Source organism: Novosphingobium sp. B 225 (genome assembly GCF_002198665.1).
Classification (GTDB): domain Bacteria; phylum Pseudomonadota; class Alphaproteobacteria; order Sphingomonadales; family Sphingomonadaceae; genus Novosphingobium.
Genome location: NZ_MWLM01000069.1, coordinates 18,405 through 33,458, shown reverse-complemented (window position 1 = coordinate 33,458; position 15,054 = coordinate 18,405). Strand labels below are relative to the sequence as shown.

Sequence of the window (15,054 nt, the reverse complement as noted above, 5' to 3'; positions counted from 1 at the left end):
AGATATAACAAAACGAATTGCTATGCACAATAGCCATTGCTAACAACCATCGATCCTCCCCCCTTGGGGGAGGTGGCAGCCCGCAGGGCTGACGGAGAGGGCGTGCAGCGCGCCAGTCCCCCTCCGCCTCGTTGCACTCGGCACCTCCCCCAAGGGGGGAGGATTGGAGAGACATGAAAGACCCGCTGCTCGATCTTCCCGGTTATGCCTTGCGCCGCGCTGCCTCGGCGATGATGGCGGAGTTTTCGCGGCGGCTCGAACCGCTGGGGCTGCGCTATGCCGATGTTTCGGCGCTGCTGCTGATCGGGGCGAATAAAACGCTGACCGCCAGCCAGCTTGGCCGCATGCTCGATATCCAGCGCGCCAACATGGTGCCCTTGCTGGCGCGCCTGACCGATGCGGGCCTGATCACCCGCCGTCCGCTCGACGGCAAGTCGCACTCGCTGCACCTGACCGAAACAGGTGAAGCCAAACTGACCGAGGCGCGTCAGGTGATCGAACTGTTCGAACACTGGCTGGTCGCCAAGGTTCCGCCAGCGCACCGCGACCACCTCAAACCCGCGCTCGACGCGCTGTGGCGGGATTAGAGCGCCGCCGCGCGCAGCGTTTCCGCATTGTCTTCGATCATCTGCCGCACCGAACGCGGCGGGCGACCGAGCAGGCGCTGCACATCGCCTGAGCATAGCTCAAGGAACCCCTCGCGGATCGCCTGGCCAAAGGTGACCATGTCGTCGCTGTTCCACGGAATGCCAGAGACATATTGATCGTCGACCGGGCGGCGCGGGATGCCCATCGCGTCGAACATCGCATATTGCGCGTCGTCATCCACCGCCACGTATTCCAGCGGCACGCCGGTTGCTGCGGCCATCAGCGCCGTAACCTCGGCAAAGGTCTGCAGTTCCGGGCCGGTAATGTCATAGGTCTGTCCGGCATGGCCCTCGCCCGCCAGAACCGCGACGGCACACAGCGCGCAGTCCTCGCGCCAGACCATCGCCTCGCGCCCTTGCCCGGCATTGCTGATCCACTGGCCACTGGCCATCACCCCGGGCCCGGCCATCAGAATCATCGCATCGGCATAATGGGCGTCGCGCAGAAAAGTGAATTGCCGGCCAGAGGCGCGGATCAGGCGTTCGGTTTCGATATGATCGTGGCGCACTTCGGCAGGATTGGCGGGATCGTCGATGCCGATGAAGCTGGTATAGACCACGTGGCCGAGCCCCGCCGCCCCGGCCGCATCGACCGCCGCCTGATGCTGTGCCACCCGCGCGCCAACGCGGGTGCCGGAAATCAGCAGCAATCGCTGCGCCCCGGCCATGGCTTGGACCATGCTGGCAGGCTGGTCATAATCGCCATAGCGCACTTCACAGCCCTGCGCGGCCATGTCGGCCAGCTTGGCCGGGCTGCGGCTCATCAGAATCAGATCGGCGGCGCGGCCCTGATCGACCAGCGCCTGGGTAACGATCCGCCCATATTGGCCGGAGGCACCGGTGATTGCGATCTTGCTCATGCCAGGACGTCCAGCTGGGCCTGCGGCACCCACCAGCCGTGGACTTGCGGGCGCAGCCGGGTCGGGATGGTGATCCGCGCGACCGGGCCAGCGCCAAGGTTGCCGCTATCCACGATCCAGCATTCATGGTGGAACTGGTTGTCACCGGTCTGTTGATCGACAATCATAACCAGCCAGCCAGCATGACCCGGCGTGGCCGAGGGGACGTGGACCGGTTCATTGTATCCCCCCATTGGCGGCAGCGGCAGCGCCTGGGTTACTTGCGGCGCAGCGCTTTGCATCCCGTCCAGCCGCGCCAGCATGTTGAAGCTGACCCCCACTGGCCCGGCAAACAGTGGCGGCCCCTGCAGGTCCGGGTTCATCGTCAGCATCCAGCCGAGGTCATAAGGCTGACCTTGTTTCGCCGCCGGGATCACCGGGAAATCGCCCGGCGGGCCGATCTCGCTTTCCTTGACCTCTCCAGCGGGCCCCCGCGGATCGACTGTCCAGCGCGTCAGCGCACCCTTGATTTCCCAGGGTTGCAGGAAGATCCCCGAAGGTTCGCGGATGAAAGCGAAAGCGTTGGTGCTGTTAAGGCACGCGTCGAAGTGAAGCAGGCCGTCTGCATCCTCCCACGCGTTCATCATATGGTACGAGTGGACGCCCTTGGGACCCTTGAACCACTTGATCTCGCTGACATTGCCATAGCGCGGCATCACCCCCAGCCAGCTGTCAAGCTCGGGCTGGTGATGCCAGTGCTCCCCCCCGGCCTTGAGCCGGTCAAGGTCGCTGGTGGTCGGATAGATCGGGAACAGCGCATAGTTCTGGCTGATGGCGAAATCGTGCATCATCGCGCAGTACGGCGCATCAAACCACTGCTCGCTGCTGAGCGTGCCGTCTGCGCCAACCACGCAATAGGCCACCTTCGTGCTGGCCTGCCCGTCGGCTTCATAGCCATAGAAGAACAGTTCACCCGTAGCGGCATCGATCCGCACATGCGCAGTCATCGTCTCGCTTTTGAGCGCGCCGCCGAAATCATAGCTGCCCAGCGTTTCCAGCGTCAGCGGATCAACGCGGTAGGGGCGGCCATCTTCCTTGGCCATCAACAGCTTGCCCGCGTGCCACACCGGGGTGGTATTGGCGACGGTGCGGTCCACGCCCGCCATCTCGGGATCGTCAGTAAACGGATTGCGGTATTTGCCAAACCGCGCCCGGCCCAGTTCCGTTTCCGCCTTGTGCCGCGCGGTTTCGACGAATTTGATCGCGAAATCGACGCTGCCATCGGCATTGAACGAAAGGCGGCTGACCATGCCGTCGCCCGACAGCGTGTGATCGTCCGCGAATTTCGGCGGGAACGCGGGATCGGGTACCGCGCGGTAGAAGCTGCCGCGCACTTCCGGCGGGATCGTGCCCTGCACCGGCAGCCCGGTCAGGCGAACTTCCTGCCCGACCGGTTCGTTGAGCCCGGTGAAATAGGGGGTCTGCGGAAAGCTGCCCATGATCCTCATCCTAACTATTGTTACGGTTCTCTAGCACGAAAAAAAGGGCGCCGCCAGACCGGCGACGCCCCTCTTTTTTTGGCTGCGGGTCAAACCGCGATCAGAAAGTGCGCTTCAGCGAAACCTGCCAGGTGCGCGGCAGGCCGGGCACACCGGTAACCGCGCCCAGCGCCGTGGTGACATCGCTGACCGACATGTAATAGTACTTGTCGAACAGGTTCTTCACTTCCAGCGTCGCTTTCCAGGCCTTGTCGGCCGAAGTGAACGACAGTTGCCCGTTGCTGATGAACCGGCCCGGAATCCGCGACCACACGGTGTTTTCCGACGAAGTGTAGATCGCGCTCTGGTACGCCCCGTCGAGACGCAGCGTGACCGTGCCCGAGGTCATTTCATGATCATACTGAGCGCCCACCGAATAGGCCGTCTTGGGCGTATAGGGCGTGATGCCGTTCGCCGGGATCCCGGTGCCGACCAGCAGGCCAGCCGCTGACGGGGTGGTGTACTTGAAATCAAGATAGCTGAAGCTGCCATCGAGCGTGAAACCTTCGACCGGGCGGATCGTGGTTTCAAATTCGAAGCCCTTGACGTCAGCCGAACCGATATTGGCCGGACGCAGACACGGTGTGGGCAGCGAGGATTCCGGGCACACCTGTTTGCCCAGCGTGATGTCGCTGTACTTGTTGATGAAGCCCGCCCCGTTCAGGCGAATCCGGCGGTCAAGCAAATCGGCCTTGAAACCCACTTCGTAAGTGGTCAGCGTTTCCGGATTGAACGACAGTGCCTGGTCCGAAACGAACGGACGGGGGTTGACGCCGCCGCCCTTGAACCCGGTCGAGACCGAGGCATAGGCGAGGAATTCGCGGCTGAAGCGATAGTCCACCACCCCGCGCCAATCCCAACGGTTGCCCTTGAAGGTGCCGGTGACGTTGTAGATCCCGGCAAGGATGCAGTTCGGTTCAGAGAACACGCCATTCGTGACGAAACATTTGAACCCGTTGGGAATCGTCCCGTCCGGGTTGGACCGGAAATAGGTGTAGTCCTTCTGGTCCTTGGTATAGCGTACGCCGCCGGTGATGCTCATCGCCTCGGTCGGGTGGAACGTGGCGGTGGCGAACAGCGCCTTGGTGCTGCTGGGCGTGGTATCGGGACCATGGATGAAGTCGATCACCGGGGTCACATAGTTCAGATCGACGCGGGCGGTGTAGGTGCCCTTTTGCTTGAGGTAGAACCCGCCGACGGTGCCTTCGACCAGCCCGTCACCAGCCTTGAAGTTGAGCCGCAGTTCCGAGCTCCAGGCATGGTGGTTAAGCTGGTTGTCGAGCTGCGCGATCGGGATCGGAGTGGCATCCTGATCCTGTCCGAATTTCGATTCATAGGCCCGGTAAGACCCGATATAGAGCAGGTTCACACTGTCGCTGAGATCGAACTTCAGGCTGCCATGCACGCCCCAGCCGTTGAACTTGGTCACCGGCATGGCGTAATAGGGCTTGTACGGTGCCTGGGCGGTCGGCCGCGTGTTATCCAGGAAGTTGGAATAGCTGACAAAGCGCGGATCCCAGCCGAGCAGATTGCCGCCGGTATCGCAGCTGTAGGGGCCAGCCGGCACGAAAGCGCAGCTCATGTTGACCTGCGCGCCGTTCTTGCCGACCAGCCAGGGGTTCAGCCCCGTGCCAGTGAACGAAGCCGAATTGGCCACCGAGTTCGGATTGAACGTGGTTCCCGCCGGAGCCACCGCGCCCGCTGCGATCAGCACGGTGGGGATCGCTTCGGAATTTTCGCGGGTGTAGTCACCCGAAATATTCACTTCGACTGTGCTGGTCGGAGTCCAGCGCAGCGCGCCACGGATTGCGGTGACGTTCTGCCCGCCCATGGTCGAATAATCGCCATTGCCGCTGCCGCGCGCCAGATTGGCCGGGACGTTCGACGTGGGGTGGGTCAGCCCGTAATCGAGCATGCCGACATAGCCGTCATTGCTGCGGGCCATGCCTGACAGGCGCACGGCCAGATTTTCCGAAAGCTTCAGATCGGCCATGCCGCGAATGTTGAGCGACTTGTACGAGCCATAGCTGACCGAAAGCGATCCCGAATTATCGCCCTTGGGCTTGGTGCTGAACAGCTTGATTGCACCGCCGATCGAATTCTTGCCGGCCAGCGTGCCTTGCGGCCCGCGCAGGATTTCGATGCGGTCAAGGTCCATCAGTTCCAGCAGCGAGCTGGACAGCGTTGGGATGTAGACATCGTCGATATAGACGCCGACGCCCGGATCGAGCGCATAGTTGAAATCGGTCTGGCCGACGCCGCGAATAAAGGCGATCAGGCCCGAACCACCGTTCTGCGGCTGCGGGCGCAGCGTAACGTTGGGCGCCTGCGCGGCAACCTGGGTAATATCGGTCTGGCCGCGGCGTTCCAGCATTTCGGCATTGACCGCGGTGATCGCGATCGGGGTGTCCTGCAGCTTCTGTTCGCGGAACTGCGCGGTCACGACGATTTCGGTATCGGCAGTGTCCTTGGCATCGGCTTCCTGCGCGAATGCCGGTGCTGCTGAAAGCGCCATTGCCAGTGTGCTGGCGCCGATGCCGAACCTTGTGCAAAGCTTGGTCATGCCTTGATCCTCCCTCTCTCCAACGCGGCCCATTAGTAAGCCTTGCGTACAGTTTATCACCCATGTGAAAAATTCAAAAGAGTGAATTTGCGTGGTGCAGAGATTTTAGGCCGACCAGCCGATCAGGCAAATTCCTCCGTATCGATCGTACCCTGCATCATTGCGGCATAACGCGGCCCGGAAACCGTGTGGCGGTTGATCAGCGCCTCAAGCTCGGCCTTGAGTTCGGCAGAGAGCACATAGTCCCAGCGGGCGATGTTCTCGGCCAGATGATCCGGCACGGTGGTGCCGGGAATCGACACTACATGATCCCCGCTGGCGTGGACCCAGGCCAGGCTGAGCTGCGCCGGGGTCAGTCCTTCGCGTGCCGCAATCGCGGCGAAAGCATCAATCAGGGCCAGGTTTTTGGGCCAATTGTCACCCTGGAAACGCGGCATGCCCCGGCGAATGTCCTTTTCCGGCAAGGCATCGACATCGCGGACCCCGCCGGCCAGCGCGCCGCGCCCGACCGGTGAAAAGGCCACGAACGCAATGCCAAGTTCGCGGCAGGTATCCAGCACCGCGATTTCCGGGTTGCGGGTCCACAGCGAATATTCGGTCTGCACCGCCGTCAGCGGATGATGGCTGTGGGCTTCGCGGATATGCGCGGCGGACCATTCCGACACGCCGACGCCGCCGATCTTCCCGGCCTGGACCAATTCGGCCATGGCCCCCATCGAATCCGCGATTGGCACCTTGGGATCGAAGCGGTGCATGTAGTAGAGGTCGACCCGGTCAGTCTGCAGCCGGGTCAGCGATTCATCGATCGAGCGGCGGATGCTTTCGGGCGAGCAATCGATCCCGCGGTTGGGGCCATCGACCACGATCGCCATCTTGGTGGCGAGAAAGAACTCGTCGCGCCGCTCTTTCAACACTTCGCCGATCAGCGTTTCGTTGTGACCCAGGCCATAGATATTGGCGGTGTCGAGATGGTCGTATCCCAGATCGAGCGCCTGATGCAGCAACCGGGCGCTGTCCGCGCGTTCAGGCGGGGTGCCATAGGCCCATGACAGGGTCATGCACCCAAGCCCGACCGGGTTTACCGCCCGGCCGCCCAATTTGCGCTTGCCAATCATCCTACCGCGCCGCCTCCAGCTGCTGTTCCAGTTCGCCCAGCACCCTATAGCAATCAAGGACCGAGGCCACCGACGAATTGGGTTCGCGCCCTTCGCGGATCGCAGCGATGAATTCGCGGTCCTGCAGTTCGATCCCGTTCATGCTGACGTCCACCTTGGAAACGTCGATCGGTTCTTCCTTGCCGTTCACCAGATCATCGTAGCGGGCGATGTACGTCGCGCTGTCGCCGATGTAGCGGAAGAAAGTGCCAAGCGGCCCGTCGTTGTTGAACGACAGCGACAGGGTGCAGATCGCGCCGCTTTCGCTTTTCAGCTGGATCGACATGTCCATCGCGATGCCCAGTTCGGGGTGGATCGGGCCTTCGATGGCATTGGCCTGCACAATCTTGCCCGCCTGATAGGCGAATAGATCGACAGTGTGCGCGGCGTGGTGCCACAGCAGGTGGTCGGTCCAGCTGCGCGGTTCGCCCTTGGCGTTGATGTTGCGGCGGCGGAAGAAATAAGTCTGGACGTCCATCTGCTGGACGTTGAACTCTCCCGCCTTGATCCGGTTGTGGACGTATTGGTGGCTGGGATTGAAGCGGCGAGTGTGGCCGACCATGCAGGTCAGGCCCGTCTCGCGGCTCTTGGCCAGCACGGCTTCGCTATCGGCCCAGCTATCGGCCAGCGGGATTTCCACCTGCACGTGCTTGCCTGCGTCCATGCAGGCAATCGCCTGCGCGGCGTGCATCTGGGTGGGGGTGCACAGGATCACCGCGTCAACATCGTCGCGCGCCAGTGCGTCCTCCAGCTCGGTCGAGCTGTGCTTCGCGCCGTACCTGGCAGCAACGGCAGCGGCCTGTTCTCCGGTGCGGCTGATGATCGACGTAATTTCGACGCCCGGAATGTTTTTCAGCCCGTCGAGGTGCTTTTCGCCAAAGGCGCCGGCACCAGCCAGGGCAATACGGATCGGTTGGGTCATTCAGCAGGCTCCAGAACAATATGGCCGATGGCCGTGTTGCTGCACGGGATGTGGTAATGGCGGTGCAGGCGCTTGACCTTTTTGCCCAGCGCGCCGCGCATGATCAGCCACATCACCATTTCGATCCCTTCGCTGCCGGTTTCGCGCAGGTATTCGATGTGCGGGATATGCCGCACATCGTCGTTGTCCGCTTCCAGCAGGTCGAGGAACTTGTTGTCCCATTCGCGGTTGAGCAGCCCGGCGCGCGGGCCCTGCAACTGGTGGCTCATGCCCCCGGTGCCCCAGATCTGCACGTTGAGATCTTCGGGGAAGCTTTCCACCGCGCGGGCAATTGCCTCACCCAGCGCCCAGCAGCGGTTGCCCGAGGGGACCGGATAAGTCACCACGTTGACCGCCAGTGGCACCACCTTGCACGGCCATTTGTCGGGCTGGCCGAACATCATCGACAGCGGCACAGTCAGCCCGTGATCGACGTCCATCTCGTTGATGATGGTCATGTCGAAATCATCAAGGATCAGGCTTTGCGCGATATGCCAGGCGAGGTCGGCGTGTCCCTCAACGTCAGGCACAGGGCGCGGGCCCCAGCCTTCGTCGGCGCTCTTGTAATGCTCGCCGCAACCGATCGCGAAAGTCGGAATGATATTGGCGTCAAAGGCGCTGGCGTGATCGTTATAGACCAGGATCACCACATCGGGCTTTTGCTGGCGCTCCCATTCCTTGGTCCATTCGTACCCGGCAAAGATCGGGCCGAAGTAATCGTCCTGGGTCTTCCCCTGGTCGACCGCGACACCCAGCAGCGGCACGTGGCTGGAGGCGACGCCGGCGGTAATGCGGGCCATATCAGTAGCCTCCCTTAATCGAGCGGTTGCCAATCGGGCTGCGGCCGCCGTTGTTCATCATCTCGCGGTATTCCGGGAAGGTGTATTCAGTCATCGTGCTGACCGCCTCGGCAAAGCTCAGCCCATCGGTGCTGAACAGCTTGGCGAGGTAATAGACGTTGCCGCCCAGATCGAGCAGGCGGTTGTAATCGCGCGCCAGCAGCGCGTCCTTGGCCTCGCCCGACAGCTTCCACTCGTTCAGATAGGCCTGCTCGTCCGCCTTGAACCGTTCGCGGTTCTCCGCCTTCATCAGGCTCATCGCGAACTGGTTGATCCAATAGCCTTTGCGGGCGCGGGCAGCGGTATAGACACGGGTGCCCGGGATATCGTCAAATTCAGCGAGGTATTCGTGGATGTTCTGCTTCACAGGCCCCGTTCCTTCAGTTGGGCATCGAGCCGCGGGAAGACCCGGCGGGCGTTGCCTGCAAAAATCGCGCTGCGTTCAGCGTCGCTGATATCCAGTGCATCAACGTAGCGCTTGGTGTCATCGAAATAGAACCCGGTCGTGGGATCGATCCCGCGCACCGCGCCAACCATTTCGCTGCCGAACAGGATGTTCTTGTTCTCGATCACATCAGCCAGCAGGTTGATCCCAGGCTGGTGATAGACGCAGGTATCGAAGAACACGTTGTTCATCAGGTGGCTTTGCAGGTCCGGCTTCTTGAGCATGTCTGCAAGGCCGCGATAGCGCCCCCAGTGATACGGCACCGCGCCGCCGCCGTGCGGGATGATGAAGCGCAATGTGGGGAACTTGCTGAACAGGTCCCCTTCCAGCAGCTGCATGAAGGCGATGGTATCGGCGGCGATGTAATAGGCACCAGTGGCGTGCATCGCCGGGTTGCAGCTGCCCGAAACGTGGATCATCGCCGGAACGTCCAGCTCGCACATCGTTTCGTAGAACGGGAACCAGTAAGGGTCCGTCAGCGGCGGATGCTTGAAGTGACCGCCGCCCGGATCGGGATTGAGGTTGCAGCCGATGAAGCCCATCGTCTCGACGCAGCGCTTCAGCTCCGCGATCGAGCTGGTCATGTCGGCCTCGGGGCTTTGCGGCAACATGCAGACCGGGGCGAAGACATCAGGATAGAGCCCGGCCACGCGCCCGATCAGGTCGTTGCAGACCTGCGCCCACTTCACCGCCACACTCTGATCGCCGACATGCGGCGCCATCGCACTGGCGCGGGGCGAAAAGATCGTCATGTCCGCGCCGCGTTCCTTGATCAGGCGCAGCTGGTTGGCCTCGATCGTTTCGCGGATCTCGTCATCCGAGATTTCGGGATAGGGCGGATATGCAGTCCCCGCCTTGAACGCCGCCTTCTGTGCCTCACGCCACTCGTCGTGGGCCTTGGGCAGCACGGTGTAGTGGCCGTGGCAATCGATGATCATGGTCACAGTAAGATTACTCCTCCCCCGTCCCGTTCGTGTCGAGCGAAGTCGAGACACCAGCGCGCGGCGTCTCGACTTCGCTCGACGCGAATGGGGGTTGGGTCAATTTGGCAGCTTGTCTCTGCCGATAAACCGTGCCGCGCGTCATCACCGGGGGGACTCCCAGCGACAGCAGCGTCTTGGCGCTTTCTTCCATTTCCGCCGCACGCCGAGCGCCGTGCGTGTGCATCCGCTCCAGATTGTAGGCCGCGCGCGTGGCCCACGGCTGGCTCTTTTCGCTGGCGTCGAGCGAGGCGAGCACCTCGTCCACCACGCCCGCCGCTTCGGCCGCGGCCATCATCTCGTCGCTCAGCGCCTCGATCCCTTTGACCATGACTGAACGGATCATCTTGATCGCGCTGGCCCGGCCCACTTCATCACCGACCACGCGCAGATTGCTGAAGCCCAAGGCGCGCAGCTTGCCCTCGGCCTCTGCTGCTGCGCCGCCCGCCAACAGCAAGGGCACGGCCAGCTTCGCCGGATTGACCGGCGCCAATATCGCCAGATCGACATAGCGCCCGCCCGCCGCCTCAACCGCTTTCGCAGCCGCGCGTTTGGTATCGGGGGCGACCGAATTGCCATCGCACCACAGCGCGCCCTGCGCCAGATAGGGGGCATAATGCTGAGCGGCTGGCAGGGCCTGATCCGCCGTAACCAGCGACAGCACCACCGGCACCCCGGCCAGAGCGGCTTCGGCACTGGCTGAATTGGCCAACCCCTGTTGAGCCATGGCGGCGCGGCGCGCGGGCAGGAGATCCCACCCGCGCGCGCGTTCTCCCCACCCGGCAGCACCGGCAAAGGTCGATCCGGCTTCACCGAATCCGATCAGGGCAAGGTCACTCTGCATCGCCGCCGACATGCGCGCGCGGGGCCGCAGCGGCTAATCGAATGACGCCCGGACCTATCAGGATTTGCGAATCCATTCCTCCCCGTTCTGGGAAGAAATTAGAGGGATTGCCCCACTTCGCGCAGCAGATCCACAAATGCCGCCTGGGTCTGGGTCGGTCGCCAACCCTCACGAGTGGTCACGCCGATCGTGCGCGCAACCGGAACGGGCGTGGGCAGCGCGGCGAGCACTCCGGCCTGCAATTCGACCGAAACCTGATCAGGCGAAAGCAGCGTCAGGGCATCGCCGGACAGCAGCAGCTGCCGGATCATCATGGTCGATCCGCATTCCACCGCAACATGCGGCACGTCGCGCCCCATGGCGCGGACCATGCTTTCCCAATAGCGCCGCAGCGGCGTTTCGCGGCCCGGCAGGAACCACGGATAGGCAAACATCGCCTCCGCCACATCATGCGCGCCCAGCAGCGGATGCCCGGCGCGCATTACCAGCGCAGGGCGATCCTCGAACACCGGCTCCTGCGCCAGATCGTCAACCATCGCCACTTCGCGCAGCGCGCCCAGCATCAGGTCGATTTCACCATTGCGCAGCGGCCCGGCCAGTTCCGCATGGCTGCCTTCGTGAACCACTACGTCCACGCCGGGATGGGCGGCAATGAACCGCGCGATCGTTTCGGGCAACCAGCGTGCGCGCGACAGCGGCATGGCCCCTACCGCGATCCGCCCGCCCGCCTTGCCCTGCCATTCGGCCACTTCGGCCAAACCTGCACGCAGTTCGGCCATGGCCAGACCAAACCCGCGCGCGCGGCGTTCGCCCGCCGGGGTCAGGGCCAGGCTGCGCCCGCGCCGGTCGATCAGCAATTGCCCCAAGGCCACCGATAGATCGGCCACCGCGCGGTGGAGCGAGGCCGGGCTGATCCCCGCCGCTTCCGCCGCCGCCGCATAGGAACCCGCACGCACCACTGACAGGAACGCGCGGACCTGCGTTCCCGTCACGCGCGGGCTGCCAACATGCTGGATCGCCGCCTCGGCGCGGGGGGCCAGCAGCAATGCCGGTTCAGTCGGGGTCATCCCTTGCGGCCCGCGCTGGAACAGGGTCACCCCCAGGCTCGCTTCCAGCCCGGTGATCGCCTGGGTCAACGCAGGCTGCGACAGGTTGACCGCGCGCGCTGCCCGGCTGAGGCTGCCGTGACGGACAGTCGCCGCCAGCGCTGCATAATGCCGGATATTGGGCGGCCGATCGATCATCTCATCCAGTCGATTAGCAAATAATTATGGCCAGCGCCAACTTCGCATTATCGGTTGGATGGCCCCGCGCGCATGACCGGCTGTGCAGAATTCCGGGAGTGAGCAATGAGCGGTATTGTCGTCCAAAACATCGAACGAGCGCCCCTGGCAGTGATCGACGGCCTGGCCCAATGCGGCGTCGCCACCGTCCACGAAGCGCAGGACCGCACCGGCCTGCTCGCCAGCTATATGCGCCCGATCTACACCGGTGCGCGGATTGCGGGCAGCGCGGTGACGATCAGCGCCCCTCCGGGTGACAACTGGATGGTCCATGTCGCGATTGAACAGCTGAAGGAAGGCGACATTCTGGTGATCGCCCCGACCAGCCCGTGCGAGGACGGCTATTTCGGCGATCTGCTCGCCACCAGCGCCCAGGCGCGCGGGTGCCGGGGGCTGATCATCAACGCCGGGATCCGCGACGTGAAAGACCTGACCGAAATGCAGTTCCCGGTCTGGTCGAAAGCGGTGTTCGCCCAAGGCACGATCAAGGCCTCGCTGGGCAGCGTCAACGTGCCGGTGGTCTGCGCGGGGGCGCCGGTTCAGCCCGGTGACGTGATCGTCGCCGATGATGACGGCGTCTGCGTGGTTCCGCGCGCCAAGGCGGAAGAAGTGCTCGCCGCCGCCCAGGCCCGCGAAGCCAATGAAGGTGACAAGCGTGCCCGGCTCGCTGCCGGTGAACTCGGGCTCGACATGTACAAGATGCGCGAGAAGCTGGCCGAGATGGGGCTGAAATATGTCTAGGCCGAGCCACAGCGCACCGCAGCCGTTCGTGTCGAGCGTAGTCGAGACACGCTCACCCTGCGCCGGGTGTCTCGACTTCGCTCGACACGAACGGAGGTTGGTGTGATGGGGACGGGCATTCCCTGCATGTGGATGCGCGGGGGGACGTCGAAGGGCGGCTATTTTCTGAAAGGCGATCTGCCTGCCGACACGGCCACGCGCGATGCGTTTCTGCTGCGGGTGATGGGCAGCCCCGATCCCCGCCAGATCGACGGGATGGGCGGTGCCGATCCCCTGACCAGCAAGGTCGCGGTGGTCAGCAAGTCAGTGCGGCCGGGGATCGATGTCGATTACCTGTTCCTGCAAGTGTTCGTCGATCAGGCGATCGTTACCGATGCGCAGAACTGTGGCAATATCCTGGCAGGCGTCGGCCCGTTCGCGATCGAACGCGGGCTGGTCGCAGTCAGCGGCGATGAAACGCCAGTCGCGATCTACATGGAAAACACCGGGCAAGTCGCCGTGGCAACCGTGCAGACGCCGGACGGCGCGGTGACCTATGCTGGCAATGCCGCGATTGACGGTGTGCCCGGCACGCACGCTCCGGTCCCGACCCTGTTCCGCGACACTGCCGGATCAAGCTGCGGCGCGCTGCTGCCCAGCGGCAAAGTGGTGGACGTGATCGAAGGGGTGGAATGCACCCTGATCGACAACGGCATGCCCTGTATCGTGATGCAGGCGCAGGCGCTGGGCGCAACCGGCTATGAAAGTCGCGAGGAGCTGGAGAGCGAAGCCCTCGCGCCGCTGCGCGCCCGGATCGAAAGCATCCGGCTCGCCGCCGGGCCGCTGATGAACCTGGGCGATGTGAAGGACAAGACTGTGCCGAAGATGTTCCTGGTCGCTCCGCCCCGCAGTGGCGGCGCGATCTGCACCCGCAGTTTTATCCCCCACCGCGCCCACGCCACGATCGGCGTGCTGGCCGCAGTCAGCGTCGCCACGGCGGCGCTGCTGGAAGGCTCCCCTGCCCATGCCGTGGCACAGATCCCCGCCGGCGCGCGCAAGACCCTGTCGGTAGAGCATCCGACCGGCGAGATGAGCTGCGTGCTGGAAGTTGACGATACCGGCGCCGTCACCAGCGCCGCCCTGCTGCGCACTGCGCGCAAGCTGATGGATGGAGTGATCTTTGGCTAAAAGCCCTCTCCCCTTGCGGGGAGAGGGTTGGGAGAGGGGAGTGCACGGCCTCCCCCTCTCAACTTCGGCTAGCGGGACAAGCCCGCAAGCCTGCGTATCTCTCCCCTGAAGGGAAGAGAGCACTGTTCTGGAGTTCTGGTAACATGACTGACCGCATCGTTTCCTGGCACGGCAATCCGTCGAAGCCGCTCTACGTCCCGCCAGCCGGTGCGATTGACGCGCATTGCCACGTGTTCGGGCCGATGGCGGAGTTCCCGTTCAGCGCCAAGGCCAAGTACCTGCCCGAAGATGCCGGGCCGGACATGCTGTTCGCCTTGCGCGATCATCTGGGGTTCGATCGCAACGTGATCGTCCAGGCCAGCTGCCACGGGACTGACAATGCCGCGACGCTGGATGCCATTGCGAAAAGTAATGGCAAGGCCCGCGGCGTGGCGGTGGTTGATCCCATGATTCACGACGCCGAACTGCAGGCGCTGCACGATGGCGGGATCCGCGGGATCCGCTTCAATTTCCTGAAACGGCTGGTTGATGACGCGCCCAAGGACAAGTTCCTGGAGGTCGCCCGGCGGCTGCCGCAAGGCTGGCATGTGGTGATCTATTTCGAGGCTGACATCCTTGAGGAACTGCGCCCGTTCATGGACGCGATTCCCGTGCCGCTGGTGATCGACCACATGGGTCGCCCGGATGTGACCCAGGGGCCTGACGGCGCGGACATGAAGGCGTTCCGCAGTTTCCTGAACAGCCGCGACGATATCTGGTTCAAGGCGACCTGCCCGGACCGGCTCGATGCAAATGGCGATCCGTGGGACATGTTCGCCGAAAGCGTCGCGCCCTTGGTCGCGGACTATCCCACGCGCTGCCTGTGGGGCACCGACTGGCCGCACCCCAATATGCAGGATGCGGTGCCCGATGACGGCCATCTGGTTGACATGCTCCCCCGCATCGCCCCGACGGACGAGCTGCAGCGCCTGCTGCTGATCGACAATCCCGAAGCGCTGTACTGGGCGGATTAGGGTCAGGACCTATTAACCGCGCCTTCGAGGCGGCAGAATG

At 63.5% G+C, this 15,054-nt stretch carries 14 protein-coding genes; 4 read left to right on the top strand and 10 right to left on the bottom strand.

Features of this window, described 5'->3' with window-relative positions; translation table 11 throughout:
• Nucleotides 1-173 precede the first annotated feature (173 nt).
• On the top strand, nucleotides 174-587 hold the full coding sequence (locus MNBBLIKP_RS15170) for a MarR family winged helix-turn-helix transcriptional regulator (protein WP_088311107.1): 414 nt from the start codon (nucleotides 174-176) through the stop codon (nucleotides 585-587).
• On the opposite strand, the gene MNBBLIKP_RS15165 is transcribed toward MNBBLIKP_RS15170, so the two are convergent.
• The 10 genes from MNBBLIKP_RS15165 to MNBBLIKP_RS15120 all read right to left on the bottom strand — a co-directional run bounded on the left by MNBBLIKP_RS15165 (nucleotide 584) and on the right by MNBBLIKP_RS15120 (nucleotide 12,054).
• Nucleotides 584-1,507, bottom strand: coding sequence for an NAD(P)H-binding protein (locus MNBBLIKP_RS15165; RefSeq protein ID WP_088311106.1), 924 nt, complete (start codon nucleotides 1,505-1,507; stop codon nucleotides 584-586). The genes MNBBLIKP_RS15170 and MNBBLIKP_RS15165 overlap by 4 nt on opposite strands.
• Nucleotides 1,504-2,985 (bottom strand): carotenoid oxygenase family protein, encoded by a 1,482-nt coding sequence (locus MNBBLIKP_RS15160; RefSeq protein WP_088311195.1) that lies wholly within the window; start codon nucleotides 2,983-2,985, stop codon nucleotides 1,504-1,506. Before MNBBLIKP_RS15160 ends, MNBBLIKP_RS15165 begins: the two co-directional genes overlap by 4 nt.
• A gap of 100 nt (nucleotides 2,986-3,085) precedes the next feature.
• Complete coding sequence (locus MNBBLIKP_RS15155; RefSeq protein ID WP_088311105.1) at nucleotides 3,086-5,587, bottom strand: TonB-dependent receptor; 2,502 nt, start codon at nucleotides 5,585-5,587, stop codon at nucleotides 3,086-3,088.
• A 122-nt stretch (nucleotides 5,588-5,709) separates the two neighbouring features.
• Nucleotides 5,710-6,645: an aldo/keto reductase gene (locus MNBBLIKP_RS15150; RefSeq protein WP_441339285.1), complete on the bottom strand. Its 936-nt coding sequence runs from the start codon at nucleotides 6,643-6,645 to the stop codon at nucleotides 5,710-5,712.
• A 58-nt stretch (nucleotides 6,646-6,703) separates the two neighbouring features.
• A complete protein-coding gene (locus tag MNBBLIKP_RS15145; protein WP_088311194.1) occupies nucleotides 6,704-7,651 on the bottom strand; it encodes a Gfo/Idh/MocA family oxidoreductase in 948 nt (315 codons plus the stop codon).
• An 8-nt stretch (nucleotides 7,652-7,659) separates the two neighbouring features.
• Nucleotides 7,660-8,502 carry a class III extradiol dioxygenase subunit beta gene (locus tag MNBBLIKP_RS15140; RefSeq protein WP_088311103.1) on the bottom strand — a complete coding sequence of 281 codons (843 nt, stop codon included), beginning with the start codon at nucleotides 8,500-8,502 and terminating at the stop codon, nucleotides 7,660-7,662.
• A gap of 1 nt (nucleotide 8,503) precedes the next feature.
• Nucleotides 8,504-8,908, bottom strand: coding sequence for a protocatechuate 4,5-dioxygenase subunit alpha (gene ligA, locus MNBBLIKP_RS15135; RefSeq protein ID WP_088311102.1), 405 nt, complete (start codon nucleotides 8,906-8,908; stop codon nucleotides 8,504-8,506).
• Entirely contained in the window at nucleotides 8,905-9,930 is a 1,026-nt protein-coding gene (locus MNBBLIKP_RS15130; RefSeq protein ID WP_088311101.1) for an amidohydrolase family protein, read from the bottom strand. The genes ligA and MNBBLIKP_RS15130 overlap by 4 nt, the downstream gene beginning before the upstream one ends.
• A 7-nt stretch (nucleotides 9,931-9,937) precedes the next feature.
• The gene (locus tag MNBBLIKP_RS15125) at nucleotides 9,938-10,810 is read right to left on the bottom strand and encodes a DUF1932 domain-containing protein (protein WP_088311100.1); all 873 of its coding nucleotides are present in this window, start codon (nucleotides 10,808-10,810) and stop codon (nucleotides 9,938-9,940) included.
• 98 nt (nucleotides 10,811-10,908) lie between these two features.
• On the bottom strand, nucleotides 10,909-12,054 hold the full coding sequence (locus MNBBLIKP_RS15120) for a LysR family transcriptional regulator (RefSeq protein ID WP_088311099.1): 1,146 nt from the start codon (nucleotides 12,052-12,054) through the stop codon (nucleotides 10,909-10,911).
• A 105-nt stretch (nucleotides 12,055-12,159) separates the two neighbouring features.
• On the opposite strand from MNBBLIKP_RS15120, the gene ligK reads away from it, so the two are divergent.
• From ligK to MNBBLIKP_RS15105, 3 genes are all read left to right on the top strand, one after another.
• Nucleotides 12,160-12,834 carry a 4-carboxy-4-hydroxy-2-oxoadipate aldolase/oxaloacetate decarboxylase gene (gene ligK / locus MNBBLIKP_RS15115; RefSeq protein ID WP_088311098.1) on the top strand — a complete coding sequence of 225 codons (675 nt, stop codon included), beginning with the start codon at nucleotides 12,160-12,162 and terminating at the stop codon, nucleotides 12,832-12,834.
• Nucleotides 12,835-12,939: 105 nt separating this feature from the next.
• Nucleotides 12,940-14,001, top strand: coding sequence for a 4-oxalomesaconate tautomerase (locus tag MNBBLIKP_RS15110; RefSeq protein WP_254913077.1), 1,062 nt, complete (start codon nucleotides 12,940-12,942; stop codon nucleotides 13,999-14,001).
• Between the two features lie 143 nt (nucleotides 14,002-14,144).
• Nucleotides 14,145-15,014 (top strand): amidohydrolase family protein, encoded by an 870-nt coding sequence (locus tag MNBBLIKP_RS15105; RefSeq protein ID WP_088311096.1) that lies wholly within the window; start codon nucleotides 14,145-14,147, stop codon nucleotides 15,012-15,014.
• Nucleotides 15,015-15,054 lie beyond the last annotated feature (40 nt).

Coding starts and splice junctions, on each gene's coding strand:
- MNBBLIKP_RS15110 (WP_254913077.1), top strand. CDS start 12,940: ATGGGGACGGGCATTCCCTGCATGTGGATGCGCGGGGGGACGTCGAAG.
- MNBBLIKP_RS15170 (WP_088311107.1), top strand. CDS start 174: ATGAAAGACCCGCTGCTCGATCTTCCCGGTTATGCCTTGCGCCGCGCT.
- MNBBLIKP_RS15155 (WP_088311105.1), bottom strand. CDS start 5,587: ATGACCAAGCTTTGCACAAGGTTCGGCATCGGCGCCAGCACACTGGCA.
- MNBBLIKP_RS15165 (WP_088311106.1), bottom strand. CDS start 1,507: ATGAGCAAGATCGCAATCACCGGTGCCTCCGGCCAATATGGGCGGATC.
- MNBBLIKP_RS15125 (WP_088311100.1), bottom strand. CDS start 10,810: ATGCAGAGTGACCTTGCCCTGATCGGATTCGGTGAAGCCGGATCGACC.
- MNBBLIKP_RS15160 (WP_088311195.1), bottom strand. CDS start 2,985: ATGGGCAGCTTTCCGCAGACCCCCTATTTCACCGGGCTCAACGAACCG.
- MNBBLIKP_RS15120 (WP_088311099.1), bottom strand. CDS start 12,054: ATGATCGATCGGCCGCCCAATATCCGGCATTATGCAGCGCTGGCGGCG.
- MNBBLIKP_RS15105 (WP_088311096.1), top strand. CDS start 14,145: ATGACTGACCGCATCGTTTCCTGGCACGGCAATCCGTCGAAGCCGCTC.
- ligK (WP_088311098.1), top strand. CDS start 12,160: ATGAGCGGTATTGTCGTCCAAAACATCGAACGAGCGCCCCTGGCAGTG.
- MNBBLIKP_RS15140 (WP_088311103.1), bottom strand. CDS start 8,502: ATGGCCCGCATTACCGCCGGCGTCGCCTCCAGCCACGTGCCGCTGCTG.
- MNBBLIKP_RS15150 (WP_441339285.1), bottom strand. CDS start 6,645: ATGACCCTGTCATGGGCCTATGGCACCCCGCCTGAACGCGCGGACAGC.